Source organism: Sphingomonas antarctica, assembly GCF_965137005.1.
GTDB classification, from domain to species: Bacteria; Pseudomonadota; Alphaproteobacteria; order Sphingomonadales; family Sphingomonadaceae; genus Sphingomonas_O; species Sphingomonas_O antarctica.
Map to the genome: position 1 here is coordinate 35,546 of NZ_CBCRXM010000016.1, position 23,884 is coordinate 59,429.

A 23,884-nucleotide genomic window follows, 5' to 3' on the forward strand; every position below is an offset into this window, starting at 1 on the left:
TGCTACCTGACGAACGAACTGGCGAGGCTGCCCATGGTCAGCGCCCAGCCATCGACCAGCACGAACAAGAGCAACTTGAACGGCATCGAGATGATCGTCGGCGACAACATCATCATGCCCAGCGACATCAGCGACGAGGCGACGATCAGGTCGATGATCAGGAACGGCAGAAAGATCAGGAAGCCGATCTGGAACGACGTCTTCAGCTCCGACGTGACAAACGCGGGCAGCAGGATCGAGAACGGAATATCCTCTGCCTTGGCCACCGGCTGAACCTTGGCCAGCTTGGTGAACATGCGCACATCGGCCTTGCGCGTCTGCGCCGCCATGAAGTGGTGAAACTGAACGCCCGCACGGGCAATGCCCTCGTCGAGCGTGATCTGGTTGGCGTTATAGGGTTTGAGCGCGGTTTCGTTCACCTGCGTCAGCACCGGCTGCATCACGAACAGTGACAGGAAGAGGCTCAACCCGACCAGCACCTGGTTCGGCGGGGTCTGTTGCAGTCCCAGCGCCTGTCGCAAAATCGACAGCACGATGATGATGCGGGTGAAGCTGGTCATCATCAGGATCAGCGACGGCAGCACCGTCAACAGGCTCATCAGGATGAGAATTTGCAGCGAGAGCGACAATTGCTGCCCGCCTGCGATCTTGCTCAGCGCCGCGGCGGGGCCCGGCGTGCCGATCGGCGCCGGTGTCGCAGTGGCAGGGGCGGTGACCTGCGCCACCACCGGCAGCTGCGTCGTCGGCGCGGCTTGCGCAAAGGCGCTGGCCGGCACGAACAGCAGCAGGATCAGCAGTGCCAAACGCACGAAACTAGGCATCGGCGAAGTCGCCATTGCCCTCGGCGATCAGCGTGATGCCGTTGCGCGATGCGGACACCAGCAGCGTGCGTCCGGCGAACTCGACGACCGCGAGCTTGGTGCCTTGGGCCATCGGGATCGCATCGACGATTTTCACCGCGCGTTCCTGTTTACTGAGGCTCATCATCATGCCGCCCTGGGTCTTCTTCCACAGCCATAGGCTACCCCAGGCGATGGCACCGATCAGCGGCACCATGATCAACAGGCGAATGATATATTCGGTCATGTCAGACGCGCCGGTCGAGGCCGAGCAACGCCGCGTCGGGCGCCGCCACTTCGACGCAACGCACGCCATAGCGCCCGTCGACGGTGACGATTTCGCCCCGGCCGATCAATGTGCCGTTGGCATAGATTTCGAGCAGGTCGTTGGCCTGGCGGTCGAGTTCGACCACGCTGCCTTCGCCCAGTTCGAGGAGTTCGGCGAGGCGCAGCGATGCACCGCCGACCTCGACCGACACGCGCACCTTCACACCGCCCAGCAGCGCGAGGTTGCGGTCGGCGGCGCGCGCGCGCGGCAGATCGGCTTCGATCGACAAATCACTCACCGTCCAAATCCTCCTTCCATCCGCTCCAGCCTGATGGCGGCGCGGCCATTTTCTTCACCGATCGTGCCGTGCCCGACCACGCGTCCGCCCACGCTGAGCGGGACAGTGGCGGGCAGCAGCACGGGGATGACGTCGCCCGGCGCGAGACTGAGCAGGCGTTCGAGCGAGATGTCCGGGCGCGACAGCACCGTGCGCACCGGGAAACGCACATCCATCAACGCGCCCTGCATCGCCCGCTTCCACACCGGCGACACGTCGCGCGCGGGCCGCACGTCGCTGTGCAGGCCGGGCAGCCGGTGCAGCGGTTCCTGCGGCACGGCAAAGGTCAGCGGCCAGTCGATCCCGGCACCGTCGGTGACGGTAAATTCCAGAACTGCCAGCGTCTCGTCGAGTGCCGCCGCCACGGGCTTGGCCACGGCGTGTCCGGCATCCTCGACCCCCGGGGAGAATTTCCCGACATCGCTCCAGGCCGAGGCGACGACCGGCGCCAATGCCGCGCCCAGCGAGCGCAGGCTGCGGCGTTCGGCGGGGGTGAATTCGCGCGCCTCACCAGCACACACGCCCTCGCCGCCGAAATAGCGGTCGATCGCCGACACGATCAGCGCGAAGGGAAAGGTGATTGTCGCGGAAGCAAAGATTTCGGGAATGGCGAACCGGACCCAGGCGTGGCTCGCGACCTGTTCCTGCCATGCGTCGTGCTTGGCCGGGCGGACGGCGACGCCCGAAACGCGCACTTCCATGCCGTAACCGGGCAGCGTCTGCGCGAGGCCACGCGCGAGGCGTTGCGCGACGCGGTCGAGTCCGGGAACTTCCCCCGGCGGCAGGCGCGGCGCGTCGAGCGTCGCGCGCTCGAACGTCCGCTCGGCGACTGCCGTCATTGCACCACCAGATTGCTGAAATAGACGTTGTCTACGCCGCCAAAGCCTTCCTTTTCGCGAAGGACTCCGTTGATCGACTTGGTCAGCAGGCGCTGGAGCATCTGCTTGCCTTCGGGCGTCGCCAGCACTTCGGCCTGCTGGTCCGACAGGACCATCAGGATCGCCGAACGGATCGGCACCATCTGGCGCTCGATATTGTCGCCGACACGGCTGTCGAAATAGGTCGACAGGCTGATGCTGATCTGGGCGAAGCCGCCACCGTCGGCGAGGTTGGCGGTGAACGCCTGTTCGATCGGGTAATAAGCGACTTCGTACTTCTTGGGGTCGGGCTTGATGGTGTCGCTGGCGGCGGCGACGGTGCCGACACGACGGGCCGGACCCTTGCTCACCTCATGGCCGTCGCCTTCGGCCGCCGCTTCGTGGGTTTCGGCGCGCAGGACGAGCTTCGGCCGATTGGGGTCCTCATGCGATTTTTCGGTGGTCGAGCCGCCGAAATACATGCCGGCACCGGCGCCACCGCCGGCGAGCAGCAACGCACCGCCACCGATGAGGATGAGTTTCTTGCCCTTTTTCTTGGGCTTCGCTTTCGGTTCGTCTTCGCTGTCTGCCATCGTTCGCCCGTTCAGGCGAAGCGACCCATCCGCTCCGCCACTGTGTCTTCAGGGCTTGCAGCAAGCTCCGTGCCAGCCGGGGCGGCGACCTCGATCAGATGGTTAAAAAATGTCGGCGGACGGTGTCCGGCCTGATCCTCACCGGCACTGGTCAGGCTGAACTGCACCAACGGGACGCCTTGCGCTTTCAGCCCGTCGACCATTTGCTGGCGCGCATCGGCGATCATGTTGCGCGCCTCGGGCGTGTGCGTCGTCATGCTGACGCTTAACCCCGCCGCATGCCGTTCGACCGCGACGTCGAGCGCGCCGAGCGACGGCGGCAGCATGCGGAAACGGACCCGATCCCCTGCCCCCGCGCTCTCGGCGATATCGCGGCTCAACCGGTCGAGCCACGCCGCGTCGCGCGCGGTATCGACCAGCCGATCGAGCGAAGCGGCGGCGCGATCCGGCTGGGCGACGGTCGCGACGGCGGTGTCATTGGCTGTCATCAGATCGGCGGGCAGCGACGGTGCGGTCACGAGTGCAGCCAGTGCGCCGGGGTCCGTTGCGGGAATCGGCGCGCGCTTGTCCGCTTTGGCCGACACATCGTCCAGGCCGAGACGGATGCTCGCCGCCTTCGATGGAACGAGCGCCGGTGGCAGCTGCGCGAAAATGAGGTTGGGAAGGCTTAACGGCGCGGCATCGTCCTTCGGGTCCTCCGCCGGCTTGTCGTCCGCTTTCGCCGGGTCGGCAGACTTGGCGGCCGTCTTCCCCGGCAGCGCAGCGCCGGGCAGCAAACTGGTGCGGAGCGACTGGAGCAATGCCTCCAGCGTCTGGTCGGGCGCGGCATTTTTCGCGAGCGCCTTGTCGTCGGCTGGCGGTGTCGCAGGCGGCGTCTCGGCGGCATCGGCCTGGTCCGCCGTGTCCATCAACTTGTCGAATTTGGCGGCGTCCTTGGACGCGGGACTTGCCGGGTCGTTCGCCTTGGTGGGCGCGGACGATGCGGTGGCGGTGGCGAGGGCGACGGTCATCGGCTGCGCACCCGGCGATTGACGGCCATGGCGCGCAGATCGCGCTGGCGTTCTTCCTCGGCGCTGCGGCGTTCGTCGAGGCGGGTGATGCGCCGCTCAGCCAGTGCCGCGTGGATGCGGTCCGACTGCGCGGCGGCGGCGGCATGCTGCGCCGCGCGCTGATGCGGGACCAGCGATTTCTGGGCGAGGTCGAGGCGCTGGGCGAGTTCGCCCATGATCACCAGATCCTGCGCGCGGGCAAAGCCGGGATTGGCGCTCAGCCCCTGGCGCAAACCGAGGATGCGACTGGAAATACCGGCCAGATGCTGTTCCTTCTGTTCCGCGCTGGCGCTGGCGGCGGCGGCCATCATGTGCTGGATTTCGCGCGCGCGGATCAGGCGCTGGCGGCGTGCGGCGCTGCTCATTGGCCGAAGCTTTCGACCAAGGCCGCGCGGGCTGTCGGCAAATCGACACGGCTGTCGGCGGATTGGCGCATGAAGTCGAGCAGCTCGGGTCGGCGGGCAATCGCTTCGTCGAGCAACGCGTCCGACCCAGAATTATAAGCGCCCATCAACACCAGGTCGCGATTTTCCTCATAGGCGGACCATAGACTCCGCATTCGCGACGCGGCGCGAGCGTGTTCGTCATCGACGATGTCGGTCATCACGCGCGACAGCGAGCGCCCGATATCGATCGCGGGAAACACGCCTTGTTCGGCCAGTGTGCGCGACAGCACGATGTGTCCGTCGACGATCGCACGCGCGGTATCGACCACAGGGTCTTCGGTATCGCCGCCATCGGCGAGCACGGTGTAGATCGCGGTAATCGACCCGCCGCTGCGCTTTTCGCCGCCCGCACGCTCGATGAGCCGCGGGATGAGGCCGAGCGCGGACGGTGGATAACCCTTGATCGTTGGGGGTTCACCCAGCGCCAGCCCGATCTCGCGCTGGGCGTGGGCCACGCGCGTGAGGCTGTCGATGAGCAGAAGGACGCGCTTGCCCTCCGACCGAAAGAATTCGGCGATGGCGGTCGCGCGCATCGCCGCGCGCAGGCGCAGAAGTGGCGGATGGTCGGCGGGCACCGCGACGACGACCGCCTTGCGCTTGGCTTCGCCGGTCAATTTGGTTTCGAGAAAGTCGCTGACCTCGCGGCCGCGTTCGCCGATCAGGCCGACGACGATCACGTCGCAATCCGCGCCGCGCAGCATCTGGCCCATCAGCACCGATTTACCGACGCCGGAGCCTGCGACGATGGCGATGCGTTGCCCCTCCCCGCCCGTCAGCACCGCGTTGACCGCGCGCACGCCGAGGTCCAGCGGCTTGGTGATACGCGCCTGATCGAGTGGGTTGCGCGGACGACCGGCAAGCGGCCAGCTGAGCCGCATCGGTGGCAATGCTCGCCCGTCGAGCGGTTCACCGCGCGCGCCGATCACCCGGCCGAGCAAGTGCGAGCCGCAACCGACCTGGCTGGCATGGCCATCGGGTTCGACAAAGCTGCCGGCACTGACCGGCACGCCGTGATCGAAAGGCGCGATCAAGCTGTGCTCGCCGCGAAAGCCGACGACCTCACCCTGAATCGAGGCGCCGTCCGCACCGATGATCTTGGCCCCGCCGCCGAGCGATTGGCCGAGGCCGCTGGCTTCGAGGACGACGCCGTCATGCGATTTGAGGATGCCAATGCGGCGCGGGCGCGTGTCGATGCTCAGGCCGTCGAGCACCATCGCGGCGGAACTGGCGAGGCGCCCGCTCATGCCACCGACAATTCGGTGCGCAGCCGCGCGAGATTGACCGGGACGCCATGTTCGACCCAGCCGTTCGAGCATTCGACGCGGATTTCGCCGCGTTGCAGCGTGTTGTCCGGAATGATCGCGCAACCGAGCTGGACGTCCATCAACAACGCCGCGTCTTCGGGATGCAGGCGCAAGCGGCGCTGGGCATCGGTTTCCTGAATAAGTTCGACCGCGCGCGATACCTGCGCTTCCAGCCAGGCGCGATCGGGAATCGACTGGCCGACCAATTGGGTCAGCAGCCGTTCGACCGCATTGGCGATCAGCACGGCGAGTTCTTCGCTGGGTTCGGACTGCAGCGTCTCGGCATTGCGGATCAGGTCGAGCAATTGTTGGCGTTCGGTGGCGAACAGTTCCTGCGCCAGACGCTGTCCTTCGGCGAAACCCATCGCGAAATCGTCGTGCGATCCGTGTGCGACGCCACCGGGTGCGGGTGCGGCTTCGAAATGGCGCGGCTGGAATCCGCGGCGTTGGGGCAGGACGTCGAGGAGGTGCAGCGGGGTCATGTCAGACATAGTCGTCCCCGCCGCCACCACCGCCGCCGCTGCCGCCGAGTTCGAGTTCGCCTTCGTCGGCCAAACGGCGCGCAATGGCGGCGATCTGGCGCTGGGCGTCCTCGACTTCGGTGCGTTTGGCGCGGCCTTCGCCCAATTCGTCGCGAATACCGTCCGCCGCGCGCCCCGACAGGCTGGCGAGCATCTGGTCGGTCACCGCCGCCGGTGCACCGCGCAGCGCCATGACCAGAATCGGCGTGTCGACGTTGCGCAACAATGTGCCCATGCCCTTGGGATCCAGGGCCAAAAGGTCCTCGAACGTCAGCAGGCTTTCCTCGATCTTCTGCGCAATCATCTTGTCACGCTTCTTGATGGCCTTAAGTAAACGGATGTTCGTCGACTTCGGCAACCGCGTGACGATTTTCGCCGCGCCGCCACGGCCGTCTAGCCCGATGCTCGCCGCCTTGGCCGGGACATCGGCGTAATGGTCCAGCACAGCCTCGAGGTCTTCGAGGGCGCGGGCATTGATCTGTTCCAGCCGCGCGGCGCGGAGCACGAGGTCGCACTGGCGATCCTCATCCAGCCCCTCGGTGCACTTCGCTGCGATTTCGGGCGTCAGGCAGACGAGGATTAGCGCGCTGACCTGCGGGTGTTCGTCGCGCAAGGCGGTGGCGATGGCATCGTGATCCATCCACCGCAGCCGTTCGAGCACGCTGGCACAGCCGGTCGGCGCGATTTCGGCGAGGACGCTGTCGGCGCGGACATTGCCGACGGCGGCGGTGAAGAGCGAGCGCACGCGCGGTTCGGGATCGATACCCAGGCTCGACGCGGCACGATTGCGATCGACAAATATGTCGAGCGCGGTGTCGATTTCGACCGCGGAGGCGCTGGCGACGTCGAGCATCGCACTGCCGACGCGGCGCATCTGATCGGGGTCGAAATTCTGGACGATGGCGGCAGCGTCTTCTTCGCTGAGCAAGGTCAGCAGGATCGCCACCGCGCGATCGCCCCCGAGCGGCCCGATCGCCGCACCACCCACATCAAGCACGCGCGCCGTCCTTCAGCAGTTCACGGACGACACTGGCGGCCTTGACCGAATCCTGACGCACAAAGGCGCGGACCAAATTGGCCTTGGTTTCGTAACTGGGTGCCGCCTCGATCATTTCGAGAGTGATTTCACGCTGTGGCGCGCCGGTCACCTTGAGCAATTCGCCGGCGATCTTGTCATTTTCGACGGTGCGCGCTGCGCGGTTCTTCATCATTTTCTTCAGCGGACGTCCGATCAGGAAAAAGGCGAGCAGCGCACCGAGGATCGCCAAGACCTGGCGAACCACCGGCATGAACCAGGGCGCTTCGTAAAAGGCGGGCTTGACCTCGGCAGCCTCGATGAACGGCCGCGCCGCGATGGCGACCGTGTCGCCGCGCGTGGCGTCGAAGCCGATCGCGCCTTTGACCAGGCTGTCGAGCTGCGCGATCTCGGCGGCGGTGCGCGGCTTGGCGCCCGCCTTGATCGCGACCGCGACCGACAAGCGCTTCAAGCGGCCGACCGGCTGGTGCGTTACCGAAATCTCGCGGCCGACATCGAACGAACGATTATAGTTTTCCTCGCTCGAAGCCGGGGTTGTTGCTGGTCCGGCGGCAGTTGCAGCCACCGGTACAGGCGGCGTGGTCGAAGCGGTGGCCGCAAGGGGCGGGGTATTCGACAACGCCCCTGGAATACCGCCAGCGGCCGGACCGTTTGCGCCGCCAGCAACGGTGCGAACCCCGACTTCGCTGCGCAACGCACGATCGTCCTTGGGATAGCTTTCACGCGTCGATTGGCTTTCCGACAGATCGAGATCTGCGTGAACTTCGGCGGTGTAGCCATCGACCCCGACCAGCGGGGACAGCAAAGCGGCGAGCGAGCGACGCGCGCGCGCCTCGATCTCGTTTTGCAACGCCATGTTGCGGTCGTCCATGCCGTCCGCCGCCGAAACCAATTTGCCGCCCTGATCGACGATCGATACGTCTTCGGCATTAAGGTCGGGCAACGACGACGCGACCAGATGCTGGATCGCGCGCACCTGTGCGGAGGTCAGGTCGCGATTGGGCTGGAGCGTCAGCATCACCGATGCGGTCGCCTTCGGCTCGTCACGCAAAAACGGGCTGGGGTCGGCGGAAGCCAAATGGACCCGCGCCGATTTGACGACGTCGATCGCCTCGATCGTGCGACTGAGGTCAGCCTCGCGCGCGCTCTTGAGGGTCTCACCCTCGACCGCGCGGCTCGCGCCCATTGGCATCGCGCTCAATTGCGACGCGGCGGACGGCGCAGCCTTGGGCAGTCCCTGGCCGGCGAGCAGCATGCGCGCGCGGTGATAATCGCTGTCGGCAACCGTCACCGCACCTGTCGAAGAATCGACATGATAGGCGATGCCGCTGGTATCCAGCGCACTGGCCACCGCCGCTTTGTCTGATTCCGGCAGGCTGTCGAAAACCGGACGCTGTGCCGGTGTTTGGAACGTGAACCACGCCGCGGCGGCGATGGCCAACGCGCCGATGCCGCCGATCGCGGGCAAAGCGCCGCGTACCGCCGGCTGATCGAAGAATGAGCGGACCGGGCGAAACCGGTCGGTCATGGTGAGGCGCGAACCCGTGACGGGCATGGGGATGAGATCGGCCATATATTATACCGGCATGTTCATGATGTCGCGATACGCACCGAGCAGCTTGTTGCGGACCTGCAGGGTCGCTTCGAAGCTGACCGACGCTTTCTGCCGAGACAGCATCACGCCGACGAGATCGTTGGTCTCGCCGCGTTCATAGGCTTCGGACGCCTGGGTCGCCTGTGTCTGTTGCGTGTTCACGGCTTTCACCGCGTCCATCATGGCGTCGCCAAAGCTGGCGGCCCCCGCTGGTTGCGTGCCCGGACGACCCGCGGCGCGCTGAAGCGCGTCGTTCTGGGTGAGGATGTTCGCCCGCATCTGCAGGAGCGAGGAGGAGGAGACTGGCGTCATGCCAAACGGGGCAAGCACAAACTATGCCAACGGGACGGTAACCAGATTTTTATTGGTCGCACTTAATCAGGTTGAGCGGCGGTCGTTACCGCTGTCGGACCGCAACTCCATCGTCGGGGGGCGCCGTTGGCGTTAGCGCCGGAAAGGACTATGTCATGACTGTCATTACCACGAATGTCAGCGCGCTGCGGGCTCAGAACGCATCGCGCATGGCCAACGATCAGACCGCCACCGCGATGGCACGTTTGTCGAGCGGCAAGCGTATCAACAACGCGAAGGACGATGCCGCCGGGCTCGCCATCGCCACGCGTATGGAGGCCAATGTTCGCGGCTTCACGCAAGCTTCGCGCAATGCCAATGACGGCATCTCGCTGGCGCAGACTGCGGAAGGCGCGCTGTCGGAAACGTCGAACATTCTGGTTCGCATGCGTGAACTGGCTGTGCAGTCGGCGAACGGCACGCTCACCTCGAGCGACCGTACCGCGCTGCAGGCGGAAGTTACGCAGCTGACCTCGCAGATCGGCGACATTGCGACGCGCACCAACTTCAACGGCACCTCGCTGTTGAACAACGCGTCGACCAGCATCAGCATCCAGACCGGTGTGGCCAGCGGCCAGACGGTTTCGATCGCTATCGGCGATATGCAGGCAGCCGCTCTGGGTGTCGGTTCGCTCGACCTCAGCACCGCGTCCGGTGCCTCGGGTGCCCTGTCGACGCTCGACACTGCGATCAACACCGTTGCGGCGCAGCGTGCCAACCTCGGCGCGGTTCAGAACCGCCTCGAAAGCACGGTCAACAACCTTGCGTCGTCGGTCGAAAACCTGTCGGCGTCGAAGAGCGCGATCGAAGACACCGATTATTCGGTGGAAACGACCAAGCTCGCATCGTCGCAGATCCTGGCGCAGGCATCGACCGCGATGCTCGCCCAGGCGAACCAGAGTCAGCAGGGTGTGCTGAGCCTGCTCCGCGGTTAATCTCCCCGCATTGGGGGGTCAAAGACAAGGCGTCGGGGTTCGTCCCCGGCGCCTTTTCTTTGTGGCGATATGGGTAACCGTCTGTAAACCATCATCGCGCACAAAGGGGTTATGAATACCCGTCTGACCATGCGGCAATCGCAGACGCTGGGGATGAACCAGCAGCAGCAGCAATCGCTGCGGCTGCTGCAGCTGTCGGGTCAGGAACTCGAAAAAACACTGATTGATGAAGCCGAGCGCAACCCGTTCCTCACCATCAAGGATGCTCGCACGCAGCGGCGGGCGAACGGGCCGGCAACATCGGGCGACTGGCTGGATAGTATTGCCGCGCCGTCGATGTCGCTCACCGCACATTTGACCGCGCAGGCGGATTTGCTGCCCTCGACCGACCGCGCGGTGGCTTATGCGCTGATCGGTTTCATCGACGATACCGGCTATCTGACCGAGCCGCCTGCGCAGCTCGCCGATCGGCTTGGCCTGTCGCACGACGCGGTGCTCGACATGCTCCACGTCGTGCAAAGTTTCGAGCCGACCGGCGTAGGCGCGCGGAAGCTGGCCGAATGCCTGTTGTTGCAGGCCGTCGAAGCGGGCGAAGCCGACGACGCGATGCGCGCGCTGCTCGACAATCTGCCGCTGCTCGCCGAGGGACGGCTAGGCAAGCTGGCGAGGCTGTGCGGCGTCGACGATGCGGCACTCGGTGAATTGATCCGCGTCCTGCGCTGTTACGATCCCAAGCCCGGCCTCGTTTTTTCGCCCGCCGACAATGGCTGGCTCAATCCCGATATCATCGTGCGCGCCAGCCCCCAGGGTTGGCGCATCGACCTCGCCTCGGGTGCGCTGCCGACGGTGACGGTCGTCAAGGATGCGACTGCCGTCGCCGCCAAATGCCGCAATGCCGACGACAAGAACTGGCTGAGCAATTGCGCCAACGATGCGCGCGCCTTGGTCAAGGCGGTGGCACATCGACAGCGCACCCTGTTGTCGGTCGCCACCGCGATCCTCGAGCATCAGCAAGCGTTTCTGAACGAAGGCGTGGCGGCGCTGCGCCCCCTGACCATGCGCGAAATCGCCGACGAGTTGAGCGTTCACGAATCGACCGTCAGCCGCGCGGTGGCCGGCAAATCGCTGAGCTGTCCACGCGGAACGTTCGAACTGCGGTTCTTTTTCGCGTCCGGCGTGGTCCAGCAGGATGGGGAGGCGGCATCGGCGGCGACGATCAAGAGCCTGATCAAAGCGCTGATCGCCACCGAGACATCGGCTGCGATCTTGTCCGACGATGCTCTTGTCGAACGGTTGCGCGCGCAAGGCTATGATATCGCGCGGCGGACGGTTGCGAAATATCGCGAGAGCGTTGGGCTGGGCAATTCGAGCGAGCGACGCCGGGCCAACATTTTGCGCGGGGCAACCGGTCAGGCGTTGCGCGCCGCCTGATCTTAACGCGCGGGCGGATGTTCCAACTGGTCATCACCGCCCAGCGCGCGATATAAGGCGGCGACGTTCGCGGCCCGCGCCAGTTCGGTCGTCACCAAGCTGCGCCGCGCCGTATACAGAGTGCGTTGCGCATCGAGGCTGGCGAGGAAGGTGTCGATCCCACCTTTGTACCGTGCATTGGACAGATACGCATTGTCGACCGTGGCGGCGACCAGATCGCGTGCGCCGCGTTCCTCGTCACCCAAAGTCGCGCGGCGGGCAAGCGCATCGGCGACTTCGCGGAACGCCGTCTGGATCGTGTTCTGGTATGTCGCGACCGCCGCATCGCGCCCGGCCCGTGCGACGAGCAGATTGCCGCGATTGGCGCCGCCATCGAAAATCGGGAGCGAAACGCTGGGCCCGACCGAGTAGTTGAACGCCCCGCTCGAAAATAGCGAGCTCAGCCCGGTCGAGGCAAAACCAAGCAGACCGGTGAGCGAAATGCGCGGGAAAAATGCGGCGCGCGCTGCGCCGATCCGGGCGTTGGCGGCACGCAGGCGATATTCGGCAGCGATCACATCGGGACGGCGCAACAACACGTCTGAGGAGAGTCCCACGGGGGGCGGCACGACCGACGCCAATGCGTTCTCAAGAGTCGCGGGCAGTTCTGCATCGTCCACCGGCCCGCCGACTAGGAGCACCAAAGCGTTGCGGTCCTGCGCCACTTGCGCGGTCTGGCGCGCGAAATCTGTGTCCGCCGTCTTTTCGATGGTCAGCGCCTGGTCGAGGTCGGTCCGCGGCGCGACGCCGCCCTTCAGCCGCGCACGGGTGATCCGCACGCTGTCGGTCGCCGCGCGCCGCGTGTCGTCGGCGATGGACAATAATGTGCGATCGGCCGCGTACGTAAACCATGCCTCCGCAACGTCCCCGACGAGCGTCACACGGACCGCGCGCGCGCCCGCTTCGGTGGCCAGATATTCGTCCAGCGCGGCGCGGCTGAGTGAACGCAACCGGCCAAACAGGTCCAGTTCAAAGGCGCTGACGCCGAGATCGACGCTGTAATTTGTTCGTGTAGCACCGCCAGTGCCGACCGATGTGCCGGTGCCGGTTCCGCTCGTCGTTGTACTGCTCGAACCATAGCGCCGGGTGACCCCGCCGCCGAGATCGACTTGCGGCAATTGCGCGGCGCGCTGAACGCGATATTGCCCCCGCGCGACTTCGACGTTGGCGAGAGTCGCGCGCAGATTCTGGTTGTTGACGATCGACCGCTCGATGAGCGCGAGCAGGCGCGGATCGCGGAAGATCGCGCGGCGATCGAGCGGCGCGGCAACGGCATCCGCCATCGGCAGTGTGCCGGGAACAGCGGGTGTCGGTTGGACATATTTGGACTCGAGGCTGCAGCCGCCGAGCAGCGCCAAGAGCAATATTGCACCCCTCATGCGGTCGCCTCGGCATGACGGCGGCGCTTGAACCAATGCCCGCTGAACAACGACCTCACCAACACATAGAATAACGGCACGAGGAAGATCGCGATCGCCGTCGCGGTGATCATGCCGCCGATCACCGCGGTGCCGATTTCGACGCGGCTTTTCACGCCCGCCCCGGTGGCAATCGCCAGTGGAAGCACGCCGAAGATAAAGGCCAGACTGGTCATCAGGATGGGGCGCAGGCGGAGGCGCGCGGCCTCGACGGCTGCATCCACGGCGGTCTTGCCGCCTTTTTCGGCCTGCTCGGCAAACTCGATAATCAGAATCGCATTTTTCGCGCTGAGGCCCATCGTCGTCAGCAGGCCGACCTGGAAATAGACGTCGTTTTCCAGCCCGCGCAGGACGACGGCGAGTGCGGCACCGACCAGCCCGATCGGCACGATCAACAACCCCGAAATGGGGATCGACCAGCTTTCATACAAAGCTGCGAGGCACAGGAAGACGACGATCAGCGATAGCGCATAGAGGTATGGCGCCTGCCCGCCGGTCAATCGTTCCTGATAACTCAGGCCCGACCAATCGACCGATGTGCCGGAAATCTGCCCGGCCAGTTCGGCGATACGGTTCATCGCGTCGCCCGAGCTCTTACCTTCCGCGGCCTGACCGTTGAATTCGTACGACGACACGCCGTTGAAACGCGCGAGCGTCGATGGCGCGGTCTCCCACCCGACACGCGCGAACGAAGTATAAGGCGCCATCTGCCCCGCCGACCCGCGCACCGACCACAAGGCGAGATCTTCGGGTCGTGAACGGTATGGTGCATCGCCCTGAACATAAACGCGCTTAACGCGGCCACGGTCGACGAAATCATTGACGTAACGTCCGCCCCACGCCGTCGCCAGCGTGTCATCGGCAACCGCCGAGGTGATCCCCAGCGCGCCGAGCTTTTCGTCATCCACCGTCACCCGAAGGTTGGGATTATCCTCGAGCGTGCCCATGCGCACCGACGCCAACGCCGGATCGTCTTTCGCTTCGGCAAGCAATTTGTCGCGCGCCGCCTTGAACTGTTCGCGGCTCAGGCCGCCGGTGTTGAGCAACTCCATCGTGAAGCCGTTCGACTGGCCGAGGCCACGCACGGCGGGCGGCGACAAGGCGTAGAATTCGACGTCGCGCAATTCGTGACCGATCGCGCCTGTCGCGCGCTTGGTGATTGTATCGACGCTGTTCTTGACGCCTTTGCGGTCGCTCCAATCCTTGAGAATCACAAAGCCGCGTCCGGCATTCTGGCCGCTGCCCGCCTGCCCCTGGCCGGCCACGGTATAAACGCCGTCAACGACGTCACTCATCTTGGTCGAGAAATATTTCTGGATCGCGTCGGCTGCCGCCAGCGTACGCGACTGCGTGGCGCCGGGCGGAAGCGTATATTGCAACTGCGCGCGGCCCTGATCCTCGACCGGCAGGAAGCTGGTCGGCAGCCGCCAGAATATGACCACCAGGAGGACAAGGAGCAACCCATAACCGATCAGCGACCAGCGCGGCGCCTCGATCGTTTTTGCCACACGGTCGCGATAACGGTCGGACATCCGCCCGAACCAGTCATTGAACCGGTCGCCATAGCCATGCAGTTTCCCTGCCCAGCCCCGCGAATGCGCGTCGTGATCTTCGCGCTTCAGCAAATTGGCACATAAAGCGGGGGTCAGGATCAAGGCGACGAGGACCGACAGCACCATCGACGACACGATGGTAATCGAAAATTGCTTGTAGATCACCCCGACCGAACCACCGAAAAATGCCATCGGCAGGAACACCGCCGACAACACCAAAGCGATGGCGATCAGCGCCGTCTGGATCTCACCCATCGATTTGATTGTTGCCCCGCGCGGATCGATATCGGGTTCTTCGGCCAGCACGCGCTCGACATTCTCGACCACGACGATTGCGTCATCGACCAGCAATCCGATCGCCAGCACCATACCGAACAGCGTCAGCACGTTGATGCTGAAACCGAACAGCGCAAGGATGCCGAACGTCCCGAGCAACACGACCGGCACGGCGATTGCCGGGATCAACGTCGCGCGCCAGCTTTGCAGGAACACGAACATCACGATGACGACGAGGACGATCGCCTCGATCAGCGTGATCACCACTTCCTCGACCGACAATTTGATGAAGCCCGTACTGTCGACCGGGTAGATATATTTATAGCCCGGCGGGAAGGATTTGGCCTTCTGCTCGACGACCTTGCGGACGAGTTCTGCGGTCTTCAGGGCGTCGGCACCGGGGGCGAGCGACACCGCCAGACCCGAGGCGGGATAGCCATCGTACTTACTGACCGTCGAATAATTTTCGGCGCCCAATTCGACGCGTGCGACATCGCCGAGGAGAACGCGGGCGCCGCTGGTTTGCGACTTGAGGACGATCTGGCGAAACTGTTCGGGCGTGGTCAGGCGCGACCGCGATGTCACGGTCGCGTTGAGCATCTGTTCCGGTCCGGCAGGTTGCGCCCCAATCGAGCCGGCGGCGACCTGAGTATTCTGGGCCTGGATTGCGGTGACGATATCGCCAGGGTTGAGCTGCACCGCCGCCAGCTTGATCGGGTCGAGCCAGATTCGCATGGCATATTGCGCGCCGAACAAATTGATATCGCCGACGCCTTGCGTCCGGCCGATATCGTCCTGCAAATTGGATACGAGATAGTCGCCAACATCGATCGGATCGCTCCGCCCGCTTTCGTCGTAAACGGCGACGATCAGCAGGAAGTCCGGGTTCGATTTGGTGACGGTCAGGCCCTGTTGCTGAACCTGTTGCGGCAAGCGGGACAGTGCCTGCTGGACCTTGTTCTGCACCTGAACCTGCGCGATGTCGGGATCGACGCCCTTACGGAACGTCGCGGTGATCGTTGCCGAGCCCGACGACGACGAAGACGAACTGAAATAGATCAGCCCGTCGATGCCGGTCAGTTGCTGTTCGATAACCTGCGTGACGCTGCTTTCCAGCGCTTCGGCCGACGCACCGGGATAGCTGGCGCGGACATTGACGCTGGTTGGGGCAATGTCGGGATATTGTTCGACCGGCAGGGACATGATGCCGCCGATGCCGCCCATCATGACGATGATCGCCAGCACCCAGGCAAAGATCGGACGATCGATGAAGACGCGCGAAATCATCGTGCGCGTGCAGTTCCCGTTTCGCCCGCCGCGCGCGGACTTGGCTTGCTGCCCGCCGGCACGGCCTTGACCGCCGCGCCGGGCTTCGCCTTGCCCAGGCCTTCGACGATGACCTTGTCACCGGGCTTCAATCCCGCCGTGACCAGCCATTTGTCGCCGATCGTGCGGTCGGCGGTAATTTCGCGAAGCACCGCTTTGCCGTCCGCACCGACCAACAGCACGGTGGCGACGCCGCGCGGGGTACGCGTGACACCCGCTTGCGGCACCAGGATCGCGCTCGGCGCCGATGCTTGGGTAATCAGGGCGCGGACGTACATGCCCGGCAGCAACAGGCCCTGCGGGTTGGGCACGCGCACCCGCAGCGTGACCGATCCCGTCGTCGGATCGACCATCGCTTCGGTGAATTGCAGTGTGCCGGCATAGGGATAAGCGCTGCCGTCTTCGAGCGCGATCTTGACCGCCGCCGTCGCTGGCACTGCACCATTGCCCGCGAGCGAACGGCGCAGCGCGAGCAAGTCCGCGCTCGATTGCTGGATATCGACGAACATCGGATCGAGCCGCTGAATCGTGGTCAGCGGATCGGTCTGATTGGCAGTGACCAAGCCCCCGGTCGTGACCAACGAGCGGCCGATCCGCCCGGTGATCGGCGCGGGCACGCGCGTAAAGCGTAAATTGACTCGAGCGGTGTCGAGCGTTGCACGTCCGACCGCGACCTGTGCCGCCGCTTGACGCGATTGCGCGGCGGCATCGGTGTAATCCTGTTGGCTGATCGCTTCGATCTTGGCGAGCGGGGCATAGCGCGCCGCCTTGGTCGCCGCCGCACTGCGTGTTGCCTCTGCCGCCGCGACATTGGCGCGCGCCTGTTCGGCGGCCGCCTGATACAGGCTCGGGTCGATCTGATAGAGTGTCTGCCCCTCGCGGACGATCGCGCCTTCGGTGAATTGCCGCGCGCGGATCACGCCCGAAACTTGGGGGCGAACTTCCGACGTTTCGAACGCTGCGGTGCGACCGGCCAGCGTGACCGGGAGCGAGACGGCCTGCGTCTGCACGACGACATAGCCGACCTCGGGAGTCGGCGGCGCCTTACGCTTGTCGCCGCCCGAACAGGACGCCAACGTCGCGCCCAGCGCACAAATCATAATTACCCGCATCGGTGCCTTAACTGCTCAGACGGCGAAAGGTTCTGTCGTTCGTCGGCGCTGATAGCGCAAGGGTCGGATCGCACAACCGGCCTTGCGCCGTCGTGAACGCATTTCCGAGCGGCTTCCCAGCATTCGGGAGAGTGACTAATGGGATTCGAGCGATTTTGTCCAAGGTGCAGTTTGGGCCCAATAACCGATGACGCACATCTATCGATGCGCTCTGGAACAGGGATGGCGACATGAAGGTTGCACTCATCGCGATTCTGTTGGGTGCCAGCGCTGCGACCGCCGAACCACCTGTCTTGAGCGCGGTCGATGCGGTCGATCCGTTTATAGGAACTGGCGGTGAGGGACATACATTCCCGGGTGCGGTCGCGCCATTCGGAATGGTACAGCTCAGCCCCGATACCAATACCAGCTGCGCGATCCGCGATTGTTACAAATGGGCGGCGGGCTATCGCTACGAAGACAGCGCGATAACCGGCTTTTCGATGACCCATTTTTCGGGCGCGGGGCATAGCGACCTAGGCGACTTTCTGGTCATGCCCGCGGTCGGAGCTGACGATGCGGTCAAGCTGGAGCCCGGCGAGCCAGGCACCGGATATCGCTCGCGGTTCAGTCACGACGGCGAGATCGCGACGCCCGGCTATTACGCAGTCAGTCTGATCGACAGCGGCGTCCGCGCCGAACTGACCGCGGGGACGCGCGTCGGGGTGCAGCGTTTCAGTTTCCCGGCCGGCGCGCCGGCGCATCTGATCCTCGATCTGCGGTCGAGCATCTACAATTATCCGGGCAAGATCCTGTGGTCGACGGTCCGGGTGATGCCCGACGGGACGATCACCGGCATGCGTGAGACGCGCGGTTGGGCGCCCGCGCGCAAATTATGGTTCGCGATGCGCTTTTCCGCGCCGCTGACCGGGCATTCGTTCCTCAACAAGGAGGACAAGATCCCATACCGCGGATTCCAGGGTCCGGGGCGCGGTGACGATCATGTCGATCAGCTTGCCGGGCGCGCCTTGGTCGCGCGACTGGACTTCGGCCCGCTGCAGGAACCGCTCGAAGCGCGCGTGGCGATTTCGGGTGTCGACGAGGCAGGCGCGCTCGCTAATCTCGTCAGCGAACCGGGCGATTTCGACACGATCCGTTCGGCCACCCGCAAGGCATGGCAGCAGGCTTTGGGGGCCGCCGAAATTCAGGCCACGCCGGCGATGCGCAAGACGCTTTATACCGCGCTCTATCACAGCCTGATGGCACCGAGCGTGATGGGCGATGCGGACGGACGCTATCGCGGGCCCGACGATCAGGTCCATCTAGCCAAAGGCTTCACCTTCCACTCGACCTTTTCGCTGTGGGATACGTTCCGTGCCGAACATCCGCTGCTGACGCTGATCCAGCCAGAGCGGCGCAATGCCGACTTCGTCAATTCGCTGATCGCCAGTCAGCAGGTGAGTCCGTTCGGCATTCTCCCCGTCTGGCAATTCCAGGGGCGTGAGACATGGACGATGATCGGCTATCACGCCGTTCCGGTCATCGCCGACGCCTATATGAAGGGGATTGGCGGGTTCGATGCGAAGGCGGCGCTCGATGCGATGGTCGCGAGCGCCGACTATGCGCCCTATGGCGGGCTGAACGAGTATATTGCGCACGGCTACGTGCCGATCGACCGCGAACCCGAAGCCGCGTCGAAGACCGTCGAATATGCCTATGACGACTGGACCATCGCGCAAATGGCGCGGAAAATGGGCCGCAAGGATATTGCCGATCGCTTCGACAAGCGTGCGATGAACTGGCGCAACAGTTTCGACGCAAAGACGGGTTTCCTGCGCGCGCGGAAAAGCGACGGGAGCTTCCGCGTGCCGTTCGATCCGACCGCAATCAATTATGGATCGGACTATACCGAGGGGAATGCGTGGCAATATTCGTGGTTCGCGCCACAGGATCAGGGCGGGTTGATCCGCATGCTCGGCGGCGACGCGGCGACGGTCAAGAAACTCGACGCGATGTTCGATTTCGACAATTCGAAACTCGATTACAGCCACGCCGAGGACATTGCCGGGCTGATCGGCCAATATATCCACGGCAACGAACCGAGCCATCACGTCGCCTATCTGTATAACTATGCCGGCCAGCCTTGGCGTACGCAGGAGCGCCTCGTCCAGATCGTTGCCAGCCAGTACAAGCCGACGCCCGACGGCCTGTCGGGCAATGACGATCTGGGTCAGATGTCGGCGTGGCTGATGTTCACCGCGATGGGTTGCTATCCGGTGGCGCCCGGCAGTGGCGAGTACGTCATCGGGCGACCGTTCGCGAACCGCATCGCACTGCATCTGCCTAACGGACGAAATTTCACGATCATCGCCGACGGACTTTCGGGTGCAGCGCGCTATGTCGGGCGGGTCACGCTCAACGGGCGTCCGCTCGCCCGCGGGTTCATCCGGCACAGCGAGATCGTCGCGGGTGGCGAGCTGCGCTTCACGATGGCGACGCAGCCCAACAAGATTTGGGCGACGTCAAAGTCCGCCAGGCCTTTCTCCGCCACCGGCTATTGATTAGCAGGACGCGCAGAGGGAATTGAATGAGCGAGTTTAAAGCAGCCGTTGCCGAACAGCAGTTCGTGCTCGAGCATATCGTCAATCTGGCCGAGCTTGGCGTCGATGACGACATCATAGAAGCCGTGCTGTCCGGCGCAGGCGAATTCGCCGCGGGCGAATGGGCGCCACTGGCGCGGATCGGCGACACCGAAGGGCCGCGCTGGAGCCCCGAAGGCGTGACGATGCCCAAGGGCTATCGCGAGGCCTATCAAGCCTATGTCGCGGGCGGATGGGGCACGATCGGCAGCCCCGAGGCACATGGCGGCCAAGGCATGCCGTTCGCTTTGTCCGCGGCGGTGCTCGAAACGCTGGGCACTGCGAATATGGGTTTCGCGCTCGCCCCGACGCTGACTGTCGGTGCGATCGAGGCGCTGGCCCATCACGGATCGCCGGAGCAGCAAGCCTTGTATCTGCCCAAGCTGGCGACCGGCGAATGGACCGGGACGATGAATTTGACCGAGCCACAGGCCGGGTCGGATGTCGGCGCGCTGCGCTCGACCGCCACGCCTCGCGGCGATGGCACCTTCTCGATCAAAGGCACCAAGATCTTCATCTCGTTCGGCGATCACGACATGGCGGACAATATCGTCCACCTCGTCCTCGCCCGCACGCCCGATGCGCCGGCCGGGACCAAGGGCCTGTCGCTGTTCCTCGTCCCCAAATACCGCCTCGATGCCGACGGCAATCCCGGCGCACCGAACGATGTCCGCGTCGTCTCGATCGAACACAAGATGGGTCTCCACGCCTCCCCCACCTGCGTTCTCGCCTTCGGTGAGGAGGGTGGCTGTATCGGCGAGCTGATCGGCCCCGAATTTGGCGGCATCCGGGCGATGTTCACGATGATGAACAATGCGCGATTGAACGTCGGGCTGCAGGGCGTGCAGGTGGCCGAAGCCGCCACGCAACGCGCCTTGGCTTTTGCCCGCGAACGCATCCAGAGCCCTCGCGCCTCCGCCCCCGGCGCGGGGTCCGTCGCGATCGTAGAACACCCCGACGTTCGCCGCATGCTGTTGCGGATGCGCGCGCAGACCCAGGCGGCGCGGGCGCTGGTCTATCTCGCCTGCGGACAGGTCGATCGCGCCAACGCCGGCGACGCCGAGGCCAAGCTGCGCCTCGACCTGCTGACCCCGCTGGCCAAAAGCCATGCGACCGACCTCGGCAACGAAGTCGCCAGCATCGGCGTGCAGGTCCACGGCGGCATGGGCTATATCGAGGAGACCGGGGCCGCGCAGCATTTCCGCGACGCGCGGATCACCCCGATCTATGAAGGCACCAACGGCATCCAGGCCGCCGATCTGGTCGGACGCAAGCTCGGCCTCGACAATGGCGGCGCGTTCCAGCGGCTGATCGCCGACATGCGCGCCGATGTCAGCGACCCCTTGCTCCGCGATCTGATCACGGGTTGCGAAGACATCGCGCGCAATTTGCTGGCCGCCGACATGGACGATCGGTTGGCGGCGAGCACGCCATTCCAAACGATGCTGTCGGTGGCGGTGTGCGGCTGGCTGATGGCGCGCGAACATGCCGTCGCCGAAAGCGGCACGACGCCATTCCTGCGCGCCAAGGCCAGCGTGACGCGTTTTTATCTCGAGCAGATCGTGCCCGAGGCTTTGGGCCTCGCCGCCGCCGCCTCGGCCCCTGCCGCGCGACTGTACGAACTGGATGCCGAGACGCTTGCGGCCTGAAGCGGGCCGCGCCGGTTGACGCGAAGCGCCGCCTTTGGCCATGACGACGCACGAAGCCGGGGACGCAGGGGACGACCGGAAAAAGGAGTTATCGAGCCCGATGAACGGTACGGCTGCACTGCTGGTGATCGACGTGCAGCGGGGGTTCGACGATGCCGCCTGGGGGCCGCGGAACAACCCCGGCGCGGAGGAGAAAATCGCGCATTTGCTGGAGTTTTGGCGGGCCGGCGCGTGGCCAATCATTCATATCCATCACGATTCACCGCATCCCGCCGGGCGTTTTCGCAGCGACGCATCGGGACACGCGCCCAAACCGGAAGCGATCCCGAGGCCCGGTGAGGCGGTGTATAAGAAGCAGGTCAACAGCGCCTTTATCGGCACGACGCTGGAGGCGGATCTGCGCGCCGCGGGAGTCACGACCCTGGCGATCGTCGGGCTGACGACCAACCATTGCGTATCGACCACCGCGCGCATGGCGGGCAATCTGGGGTTCGAGACATTCGTCGTGTCCGATGCCACCGCCACATTCGACCGCGCCAATCTCGACGGGTCGATCCGCCCGGCGGAGCAGGTCCATCAGGCGGCGTTGAGCGATCTGCACGACGAATTCGCGCAAGTGGTCACAAGCGACTGGATCATCAACACGCGATCCGGCGGGACCCGGTGTGACTGATCGATTGCGCAGCGCAGATCTGGTCGAGCATCGCGTCAGCCGCGGGGTCGGCAATCCGGAGTTGATGCGCGCCGCGCTCGCGCTGCACGACAATGATCTGGCGGTTGCCGAGCCAATTCTGCGCAGCCATTTGAAGGCCGATCCGTTCGACGTCACCGCGATCCGCATGCTGGCCGAACTGGCGGGGCGGATCGGGCGTTACAAGGACGCCGAAACGCTGCTGCGCCGCGCGCTGGAACTGGCGCCCGAATGGGAAGCGGCGCGGGCCAACCTCGCCACCTGCCTGTATCGCCAGAACCGTCCCACCGAGGCGATCGACGAACTGACGCGGCTGTTGACCGACGACCCGGACAATATCGCGCATGCCAATTTGAAGGCGGCGGCGCTCGGCCGCGTCGGCGGGTTCGACGAAGCGATCGCGCTGTACGAACAAGTGCTGAAAGACGCACCGAACCAGCCGAAGGTTTGGATGAGTTACGGGCATATGCTCAAAACCGTCGGGCGGCAGGCCGACGGCGTTGCGGCCTATCGCCGCGCGCTGTCGATTGCGCCCGCGCTGGGCGAGGTGTGGTGGAGCCTCGCCAATCTGAAGACGGTGCGGTTCGGTGCCGACGATCTGGCGGCGATGGAGGCGGCGCTCGGCCGCGACGATATTTCGGACGAGGACCGCTTTCACCTCGACTTCGCGCTGGGCAAGGCGCGCGAGGATTTGGGGGACCATGAAGCGAGCTTCGGCCATTATGCGGCGGGCAATGCGCTGCGGCGGACCAAGATCGTCTACGATGCCGACGAGACCGAGCGGTTTGTCGATCGGTCGATCGCGCTGTTCACGCCCGAGTTTCTGGCGGCGCACAGGAGCGATGGCTATCCGGCGCCGGACCCGATCTTCATCGTCGGCATGCCGCGCGCCGGATCGACGCTGGTCGAGCAAATCCTGTCGAGCCATTCGCAGGTCGAAGGAACGTCCGAACTGCCCGACATTCCGGCGCTGGCGCGAGTCGAGGGGTATCCCGAGAATTTGGCGACGCTGTCCGCCGCCGACTTGCGCAAATTGGGCGAGAGTTATCTCGCGCGCGCTGCCATCCAGCGTCGTACCGACAAGCCGTATTTCATCGACAAATTGCCCAACAACTGGGCGCACACAGGTTTCATCCGGCTGATCCTGCCCCGGGCAAAAATCATCGATGCGCGGCGGCATCCGCTCGCGTGCTGTTTCTCCAATTTCAAACAGCATTTTGCGCGGGGTCAGGCGTTCAGTTACGATCTGACCGACATGGGGCGTTATTACCGCGACTATTTGCGGTTGATAGCGCATTTCGACATGGCCGATCCCGGCGCGGTGCAGCGGGTGAATTACGAAGAACTGGTCGACGATCTCGACGGTCAGGTCCGCGCTTTGCTCGACGCGCTCGATCTGCCGTTCGAGGAGGCTTGCTTGCGCTTCCATGAAACCGACCGCGCAGTGCGCACCGCTTCGTCCGAACAGGTGCGGCGGCCGATTTTCCGCGACGGTGTCGATGGCTGGCGCGGGTTCGACCCGTGGTTGGGGCCGTTGCGCGACGCGCTGGGTCCGCTCAACACCGCTTGATTGTTGCAACAACGTCACAACCGATGCGGCATCGCACAATAAAGGCCTATAACCGGTTGACGCTCGGGCCG

21 protein-coding genes are annotated in these 23,884 nt (G+C 64.7%); 6 read left to right on the plus strand and 15 right to left on the minus strand.

Annotated features, from left to right (window positions below; translation table 11 throughout):
• Nucleotides 1-2: 2 nt before the first annotated feature.
• Genes fliP through fliE form a run of 12 tightly spaced genes read right to left on the minus strand, consistent with a single transcriptional unit; the run spans nucleotide 3 to nucleotide 9,156 of the window.
• Nucleotides 3-821, minus strand: coding sequence for a flagellar type III secretion system pore protein FliP (fliP, locus tag ACM9ME_RS13690; RefSeq protein ID WP_415644019.1), 819 nt, complete (start codon nucleotides 819-821; stop codon nucleotides 3-5).
• Nucleotides 814-1,086 (minus strand): flagellar biosynthetic protein FliO, encoded by a 273-nt coding sequence (locus ACM9ME_RS13695; protein WP_415644020.1) that lies wholly within the window; start codon nucleotides 1,084-1,086, stop codon nucleotides 814-816. Before ACM9ME_RS13695 ends, fliP begins: the two co-directional genes overlap by 8 nt.
• Before the next feature lies 1 nt (nucleotide 1,087).
• Nucleotides 1,088-1,405: a flagellar motor switch protein FliN gene (gene fliN, locus ACM9ME_RS13700; RefSeq protein WP_415644021.1), complete on the minus strand. Its 318-nt coding sequence runs from the start codon at nucleotides 1,403-1,405 to the stop codon at nucleotides 1,088-1,090.
• Nucleotides 1,402-2,283, minus strand: a complete 882-nt coding sequence (locus tag ACM9ME_RS13705) for a FliM/FliN family flagellar motor switch protein (protein WP_415644022.1) — start codon at nucleotides 2,281-2,283, stop codon at nucleotides 1,402-1,404. Before ACM9ME_RS13705 ends, fliN begins: the two co-directional genes overlap by 4 nt.
• Entirely contained in the window at nucleotides 2,280-2,894 is a 615-nt protein-coding gene (locus ACM9ME_RS13710; protein ID WP_415644023.1) for a flagellar basal body-associated FliL family protein, read from the minus strand. The genes ACM9ME_RS13705 and ACM9ME_RS13710 overlap by 4 nt, the downstream gene beginning before the upstream one ends.
• 11 nt (nucleotides 2,895-2,905) lie before the next feature.
• Nucleotides 2,906-3,904 (minus strand): flagellar hook-length control protein FliK, encoded by a 999-nt coding sequence (locus ACM9ME_RS13715; RefSeq protein ID WP_415644024.1) that lies wholly within the window; start codon nucleotides 3,902-3,904, stop codon nucleotides 2,906-2,908.
• Nucleotides 3,901-4,308: a hypothetical protein gene (locus tag ACM9ME_RS13720; protein WP_415644025.1), complete on the minus strand. Its 408-nt coding sequence runs from the start codon at nucleotides 4,306-4,308 to the stop codon at nucleotides 3,901-3,903. Before ACM9ME_RS13720 ends, ACM9ME_RS13715 begins: the two co-directional genes overlap by 4 nt.
• Nucleotides 4,305-5,633 carry a FliI/YscN family ATPase gene (locus ACM9ME_RS13725; protein WP_415644026.1) on the minus strand — a complete coding sequence of 443 codons (1,329 nt, stop codon included), beginning with the start codon at nucleotides 5,631-5,633 and terminating at the stop codon, nucleotides 4,305-4,307. Before ACM9ME_RS13725 ends, ACM9ME_RS13720 begins: the two co-directional genes overlap by 4 nt.
• Nucleotides 5,630-6,184: a FliH/SctL family protein gene (locus ACM9ME_RS13730; protein ID WP_415644027.1), complete on the minus strand. Its 555-nt coding sequence runs from the start codon at nucleotides 6,182-6,184 to the stop codon at nucleotides 5,630-5,632. Before ACM9ME_RS13730 ends, ACM9ME_RS13725 begins: the two co-directional genes overlap by 4 nt.
• On the minus strand, nucleotides 6,177-7,211 hold the full coding sequence (locus ACM9ME_RS13735) for a flagellar motor switch protein FliG (protein ID WP_415644028.1): 1,035 nt from the start codon (nucleotides 7,209-7,211) through the stop codon (nucleotides 6,177-6,179). Before ACM9ME_RS13735 ends, ACM9ME_RS13730 begins: the two co-directional genes overlap by 8 nt.
• The gene (gene fliF, locus ACM9ME_RS13740; RefSeq protein ID WP_415644029.1) at nucleotides 7,204-8,823 is read right to left on the minus strand and encodes a flagellar basal-body MS-ring/collar protein FliF; all 1,620 of its coding nucleotides are present in this window, start codon (nucleotides 8,821-8,823) and stop codon (nucleotides 7,204-7,206) included. The genes ACM9ME_RS13735 and fliF overlap by 8 nt, the downstream gene beginning before the upstream one ends.
• A 3-nt stretch (nucleotides 8,824-8,826) precedes the next feature.
• Nucleotides 8,827-9,156 carry a flagellar hook-basal body complex protein FliE gene (fliE, locus tag ACM9ME_RS13745; RefSeq protein ID WP_415644030.1) on the minus strand — a complete coding sequence of 110 codons (330 nt, stop codon included), beginning with the start codon at nucleotides 9,154-9,156 and terminating at the stop codon, nucleotides 8,827-8,829.
• A 155-nt stretch (nucleotides 9,157-9,311) separates the two neighbouring features.
• Between fliE and ACM9ME_RS13750 the strand changes: the two genes are divergently transcribed.
• On the plus strand, nucleotides 9,312-10,130 hold the full coding sequence (locus ACM9ME_RS13750; protein WP_415644031.1) for a flagellin N-terminal helical domain-containing protein: 819 nt from the start codon (nucleotides 9,312-9,314) through the stop codon (nucleotides 10,128-10,130).
• Between the two features lie 111 nt (nucleotides 10,131-10,241).
• Nucleotides 10,242-11,561 carry an RNA polymerase factor sigma-54 gene (gene rpoN, locus ACM9ME_RS13755; RefSeq protein ID WP_415644032.1) on the plus strand — a complete coding sequence of 440 codons (1,320 nt, stop codon included), beginning with the start codon at nucleotides 10,242-10,244 and terminating at the stop codon, nucleotides 11,559-11,561.
• Nucleotides 11,562-11,563: 2 nt separating this feature from the next.
• Here rpoN and ACM9ME_RS13760 read toward each other — a convergent pair whose 3' ends face one another.
• Genes ACM9ME_RS13760 through ACM9ME_RS13770 form a run of 3 tightly spaced genes read right to left on the minus strand, consistent with a single transcriptional unit; the run spans nucleotide 11,564 to nucleotide 17,273 of the window.
• Nucleotides 11,564-12,979: an efflux transporter outer membrane subunit gene (locus ACM9ME_RS13760; RefSeq protein WP_415644033.1), complete on the minus strand. Its 1,416-nt coding sequence runs from the start codon at nucleotides 12,977-12,979 to the stop codon at nucleotides 11,564-11,566.
• Nucleotides 12,976-16,134: an efflux RND transporter permease subunit gene (locus ACM9ME_RS13765; RefSeq protein ID WP_415644034.1), complete on the minus strand. Its 3,159-nt coding sequence runs from the start codon at nucleotides 16,132-16,134 to the stop codon at nucleotides 12,976-12,978. Before ACM9ME_RS13765 ends, ACM9ME_RS13760 begins: the two co-directional genes overlap by 4 nt.
• Complete coding sequence (locus ACM9ME_RS13770) at nucleotides 16,131-17,273, minus strand: efflux RND transporter periplasmic adaptor subunit (protein ID WP_415644035.1); 1,143 nt, start codon at nucleotides 17,271-17,273, stop codon at nucleotides 16,131-16,133. The genes ACM9ME_RS13765 and ACM9ME_RS13770 overlap by 4 nt, the downstream gene beginning before the upstream one ends.
• 242 nt (nucleotides 17,274-17,515) lie before the next feature.
• Here ACM9ME_RS13770 and ACM9ME_RS13775 point away from each other — a divergent pair, with 242 nt between their 5' ends.
• The 4 genes from ACM9ME_RS13775 (at nucleotide 17,516) to ACM9ME_RS13790 (ending at nucleotide 23,813) form a co-directional block, all read left to right on the plus strand.
• The gene (locus ACM9ME_RS13775; protein ID WP_415644036.1) at nucleotides 17,516-19,825 is read left to right on the plus strand and encodes a GH92 family glycosyl hydrolase; all 2,310 of its coding nucleotides are present in this window, start codon (nucleotides 17,516-17,518) and stop codon (nucleotides 19,823-19,825) included.
• Nucleotides 19,826-19,851: 26 nt separating this feature from the next.
• Nucleotides 19,852-21,552 carry an acyl-CoA dehydrogenase gene (locus ACM9ME_RS13780; protein WP_415644037.1) on the plus strand — a complete coding sequence of 567 codons (1,701 nt, stop codon included), beginning with the start codon at nucleotides 19,852-19,854 and terminating at the stop codon, nucleotides 21,550-21,552.
• A 100-nt stretch (nucleotides 21,553-21,652) separates the two neighbouring features.
• Nucleotides 21,653-22,225 (plus strand): cysteine hydrolase family protein, encoded by a 573-nt coding sequence (locus ACM9ME_RS13785; protein WP_415644038.1) that lies wholly within the window; start codon nucleotides 21,653-21,655, stop codon nucleotides 22,223-22,225.
• Between the two features lie 64 nt (nucleotides 22,226-22,289).
• Nucleotides 22,290-23,813: a tetratricopeptide repeat-containing sulfotransferase family protein gene (locus ACM9ME_RS13790; RefSeq protein ID WP_415644048.1), complete on the plus strand. Its 1,524-nt coding sequence runs from the start codon at nucleotides 22,290-22,292 to the stop codon at nucleotides 23,811-23,813.
• Nucleotides 23,814-23,884: the final 71 nt, after the last annotated feature.

Bases quoted from the DNA above. Each gene is read 5' to 3' on its own strand.
- ACM9ME_RS13710 (WP_415644023.1), bottom strand. From the start codon at position 2,894: ATGGCAGACAGCGAAGACGAACCGAAAGCGAAGCCCAAGAAAAAGGGC.
- fliF (WP_415644029.1), bottom strand. From the start codon at position 8,823: ATGGCCGATCTCATCCCCATGCCCGTCACGGGTTCGCGCCTCACCATG.
- ACM9ME_RS13780 (WP_415644037.1), top strand. From the start codon at position 19,852: ATGAGCGAGTTTAAAGCAGCCGTTGCCGAACAGCAGTTCGTGCTCGAG.
- ACM9ME_RS13730 (WP_415644027.1), bottom strand. From the start codon at position 6,184: ATGTCTGACATGACCCCGCTGCACCTCCTCGACGTCCTGCCCCAACGC.
- fliE (WP_415644030.1), bottom strand. From the start codon at position 9,156: ATGACGCCAGTCTCCTCCTCCTCGCTCCTGCAGATGCGGGCGAACATC.
- ACM9ME_RS13750 (WP_415644031.1), top strand. From the start codon at position 9,312: ATGACTGTCATTACCACGAATGTCAGCGCGCTGCGGGCTCAGAACGCA.
- ACM9ME_RS13790 (WP_415644048.1), top strand. From the start codon at position 22,290: ATGCGCGCCGCGCTCGCGCTGCACGACAATGATCTGGCGGTTGCCGAG.
- ACM9ME_RS13770 (WP_415644035.1), bottom strand. From the start codon at position 17,273: ATGATTTGTGCGCTGGGCGCGACGTTGGCGTCCTGTTCGGGCGGCGAC.
- ACM9ME_RS13715 (WP_415644024.1), bottom strand. From the start codon at position 3,904: ATGACCGTCGCCCTCGCCACCGCCACCGCATCGTCCGCGCCCACCAAG.
- rpoN (WP_415644032.1), top strand. From the start codon at position 10,242: ATGAATACCCGTCTGACCATGCGGCAATCGCAGACGCTGGGGATGAAC.
- ACM9ME_RS13760 (WP_415644033.1), bottom strand. From the start codon at position 12,979: ATGAGGGGTGCAATATTGCTCTTGGCGCTGCTCGGCGGCTGCAGCCTC.
- ACM9ME_RS13720 (WP_415644025.1), bottom strand. From the start codon at position 4,308: ATGAGCAGCGCCGCACGCCGCCAGCGCCTGATCCGCGCGCGCGAAATC.
- fliP (WP_415644019.1), bottom strand. From the start codon at position 821: ATGCCTAGTTTCGTGCGTTTGGCACTGCTGATCCTGCTGCTGTTCGTG.
- ACM9ME_RS13775 (WP_415644036.1), top strand. From the start codon at position 17,516: ATGAAGGTTGCACTCATCGCGATTCTGTTGGGTGCCAGCGCTGCGACC.
- ACM9ME_RS13695 (WP_415644020.1), bottom strand. From the start codon at position 1,086: ATGACCGAATATATCATTCGCCTGTTGATCATGGTGCCGCTGATCGGT.
- ACM9ME_RS13705 (WP_415644022.1), bottom strand. From the start codon at position 2,283: ATGACGGCAGTCGCCGAGCGGACGTTCGAGCGCGCGACGCTCGACGCG.
- ACM9ME_RS13725 (WP_415644026.1), bottom strand. From the start codon at position 5,633: ATGAGCGGGCGCCTCGCCAGTTCCGCCGCGATGGTGCTCGACGGCCTG.
- ACM9ME_RS13785 (WP_415644038.1), top strand. From the start codon at position 21,653: ATGAACGGTACGGCTGCACTGCTGGTGATCGACGTGCAGCGGGGGTTC.
- ACM9ME_RS13765 (WP_415644034.1), bottom strand. From the start codon at position 16,134: ATGATTTCGCGCGTCTTCATCGATCGTCCGATCTTTGCCTGGGTGCTG.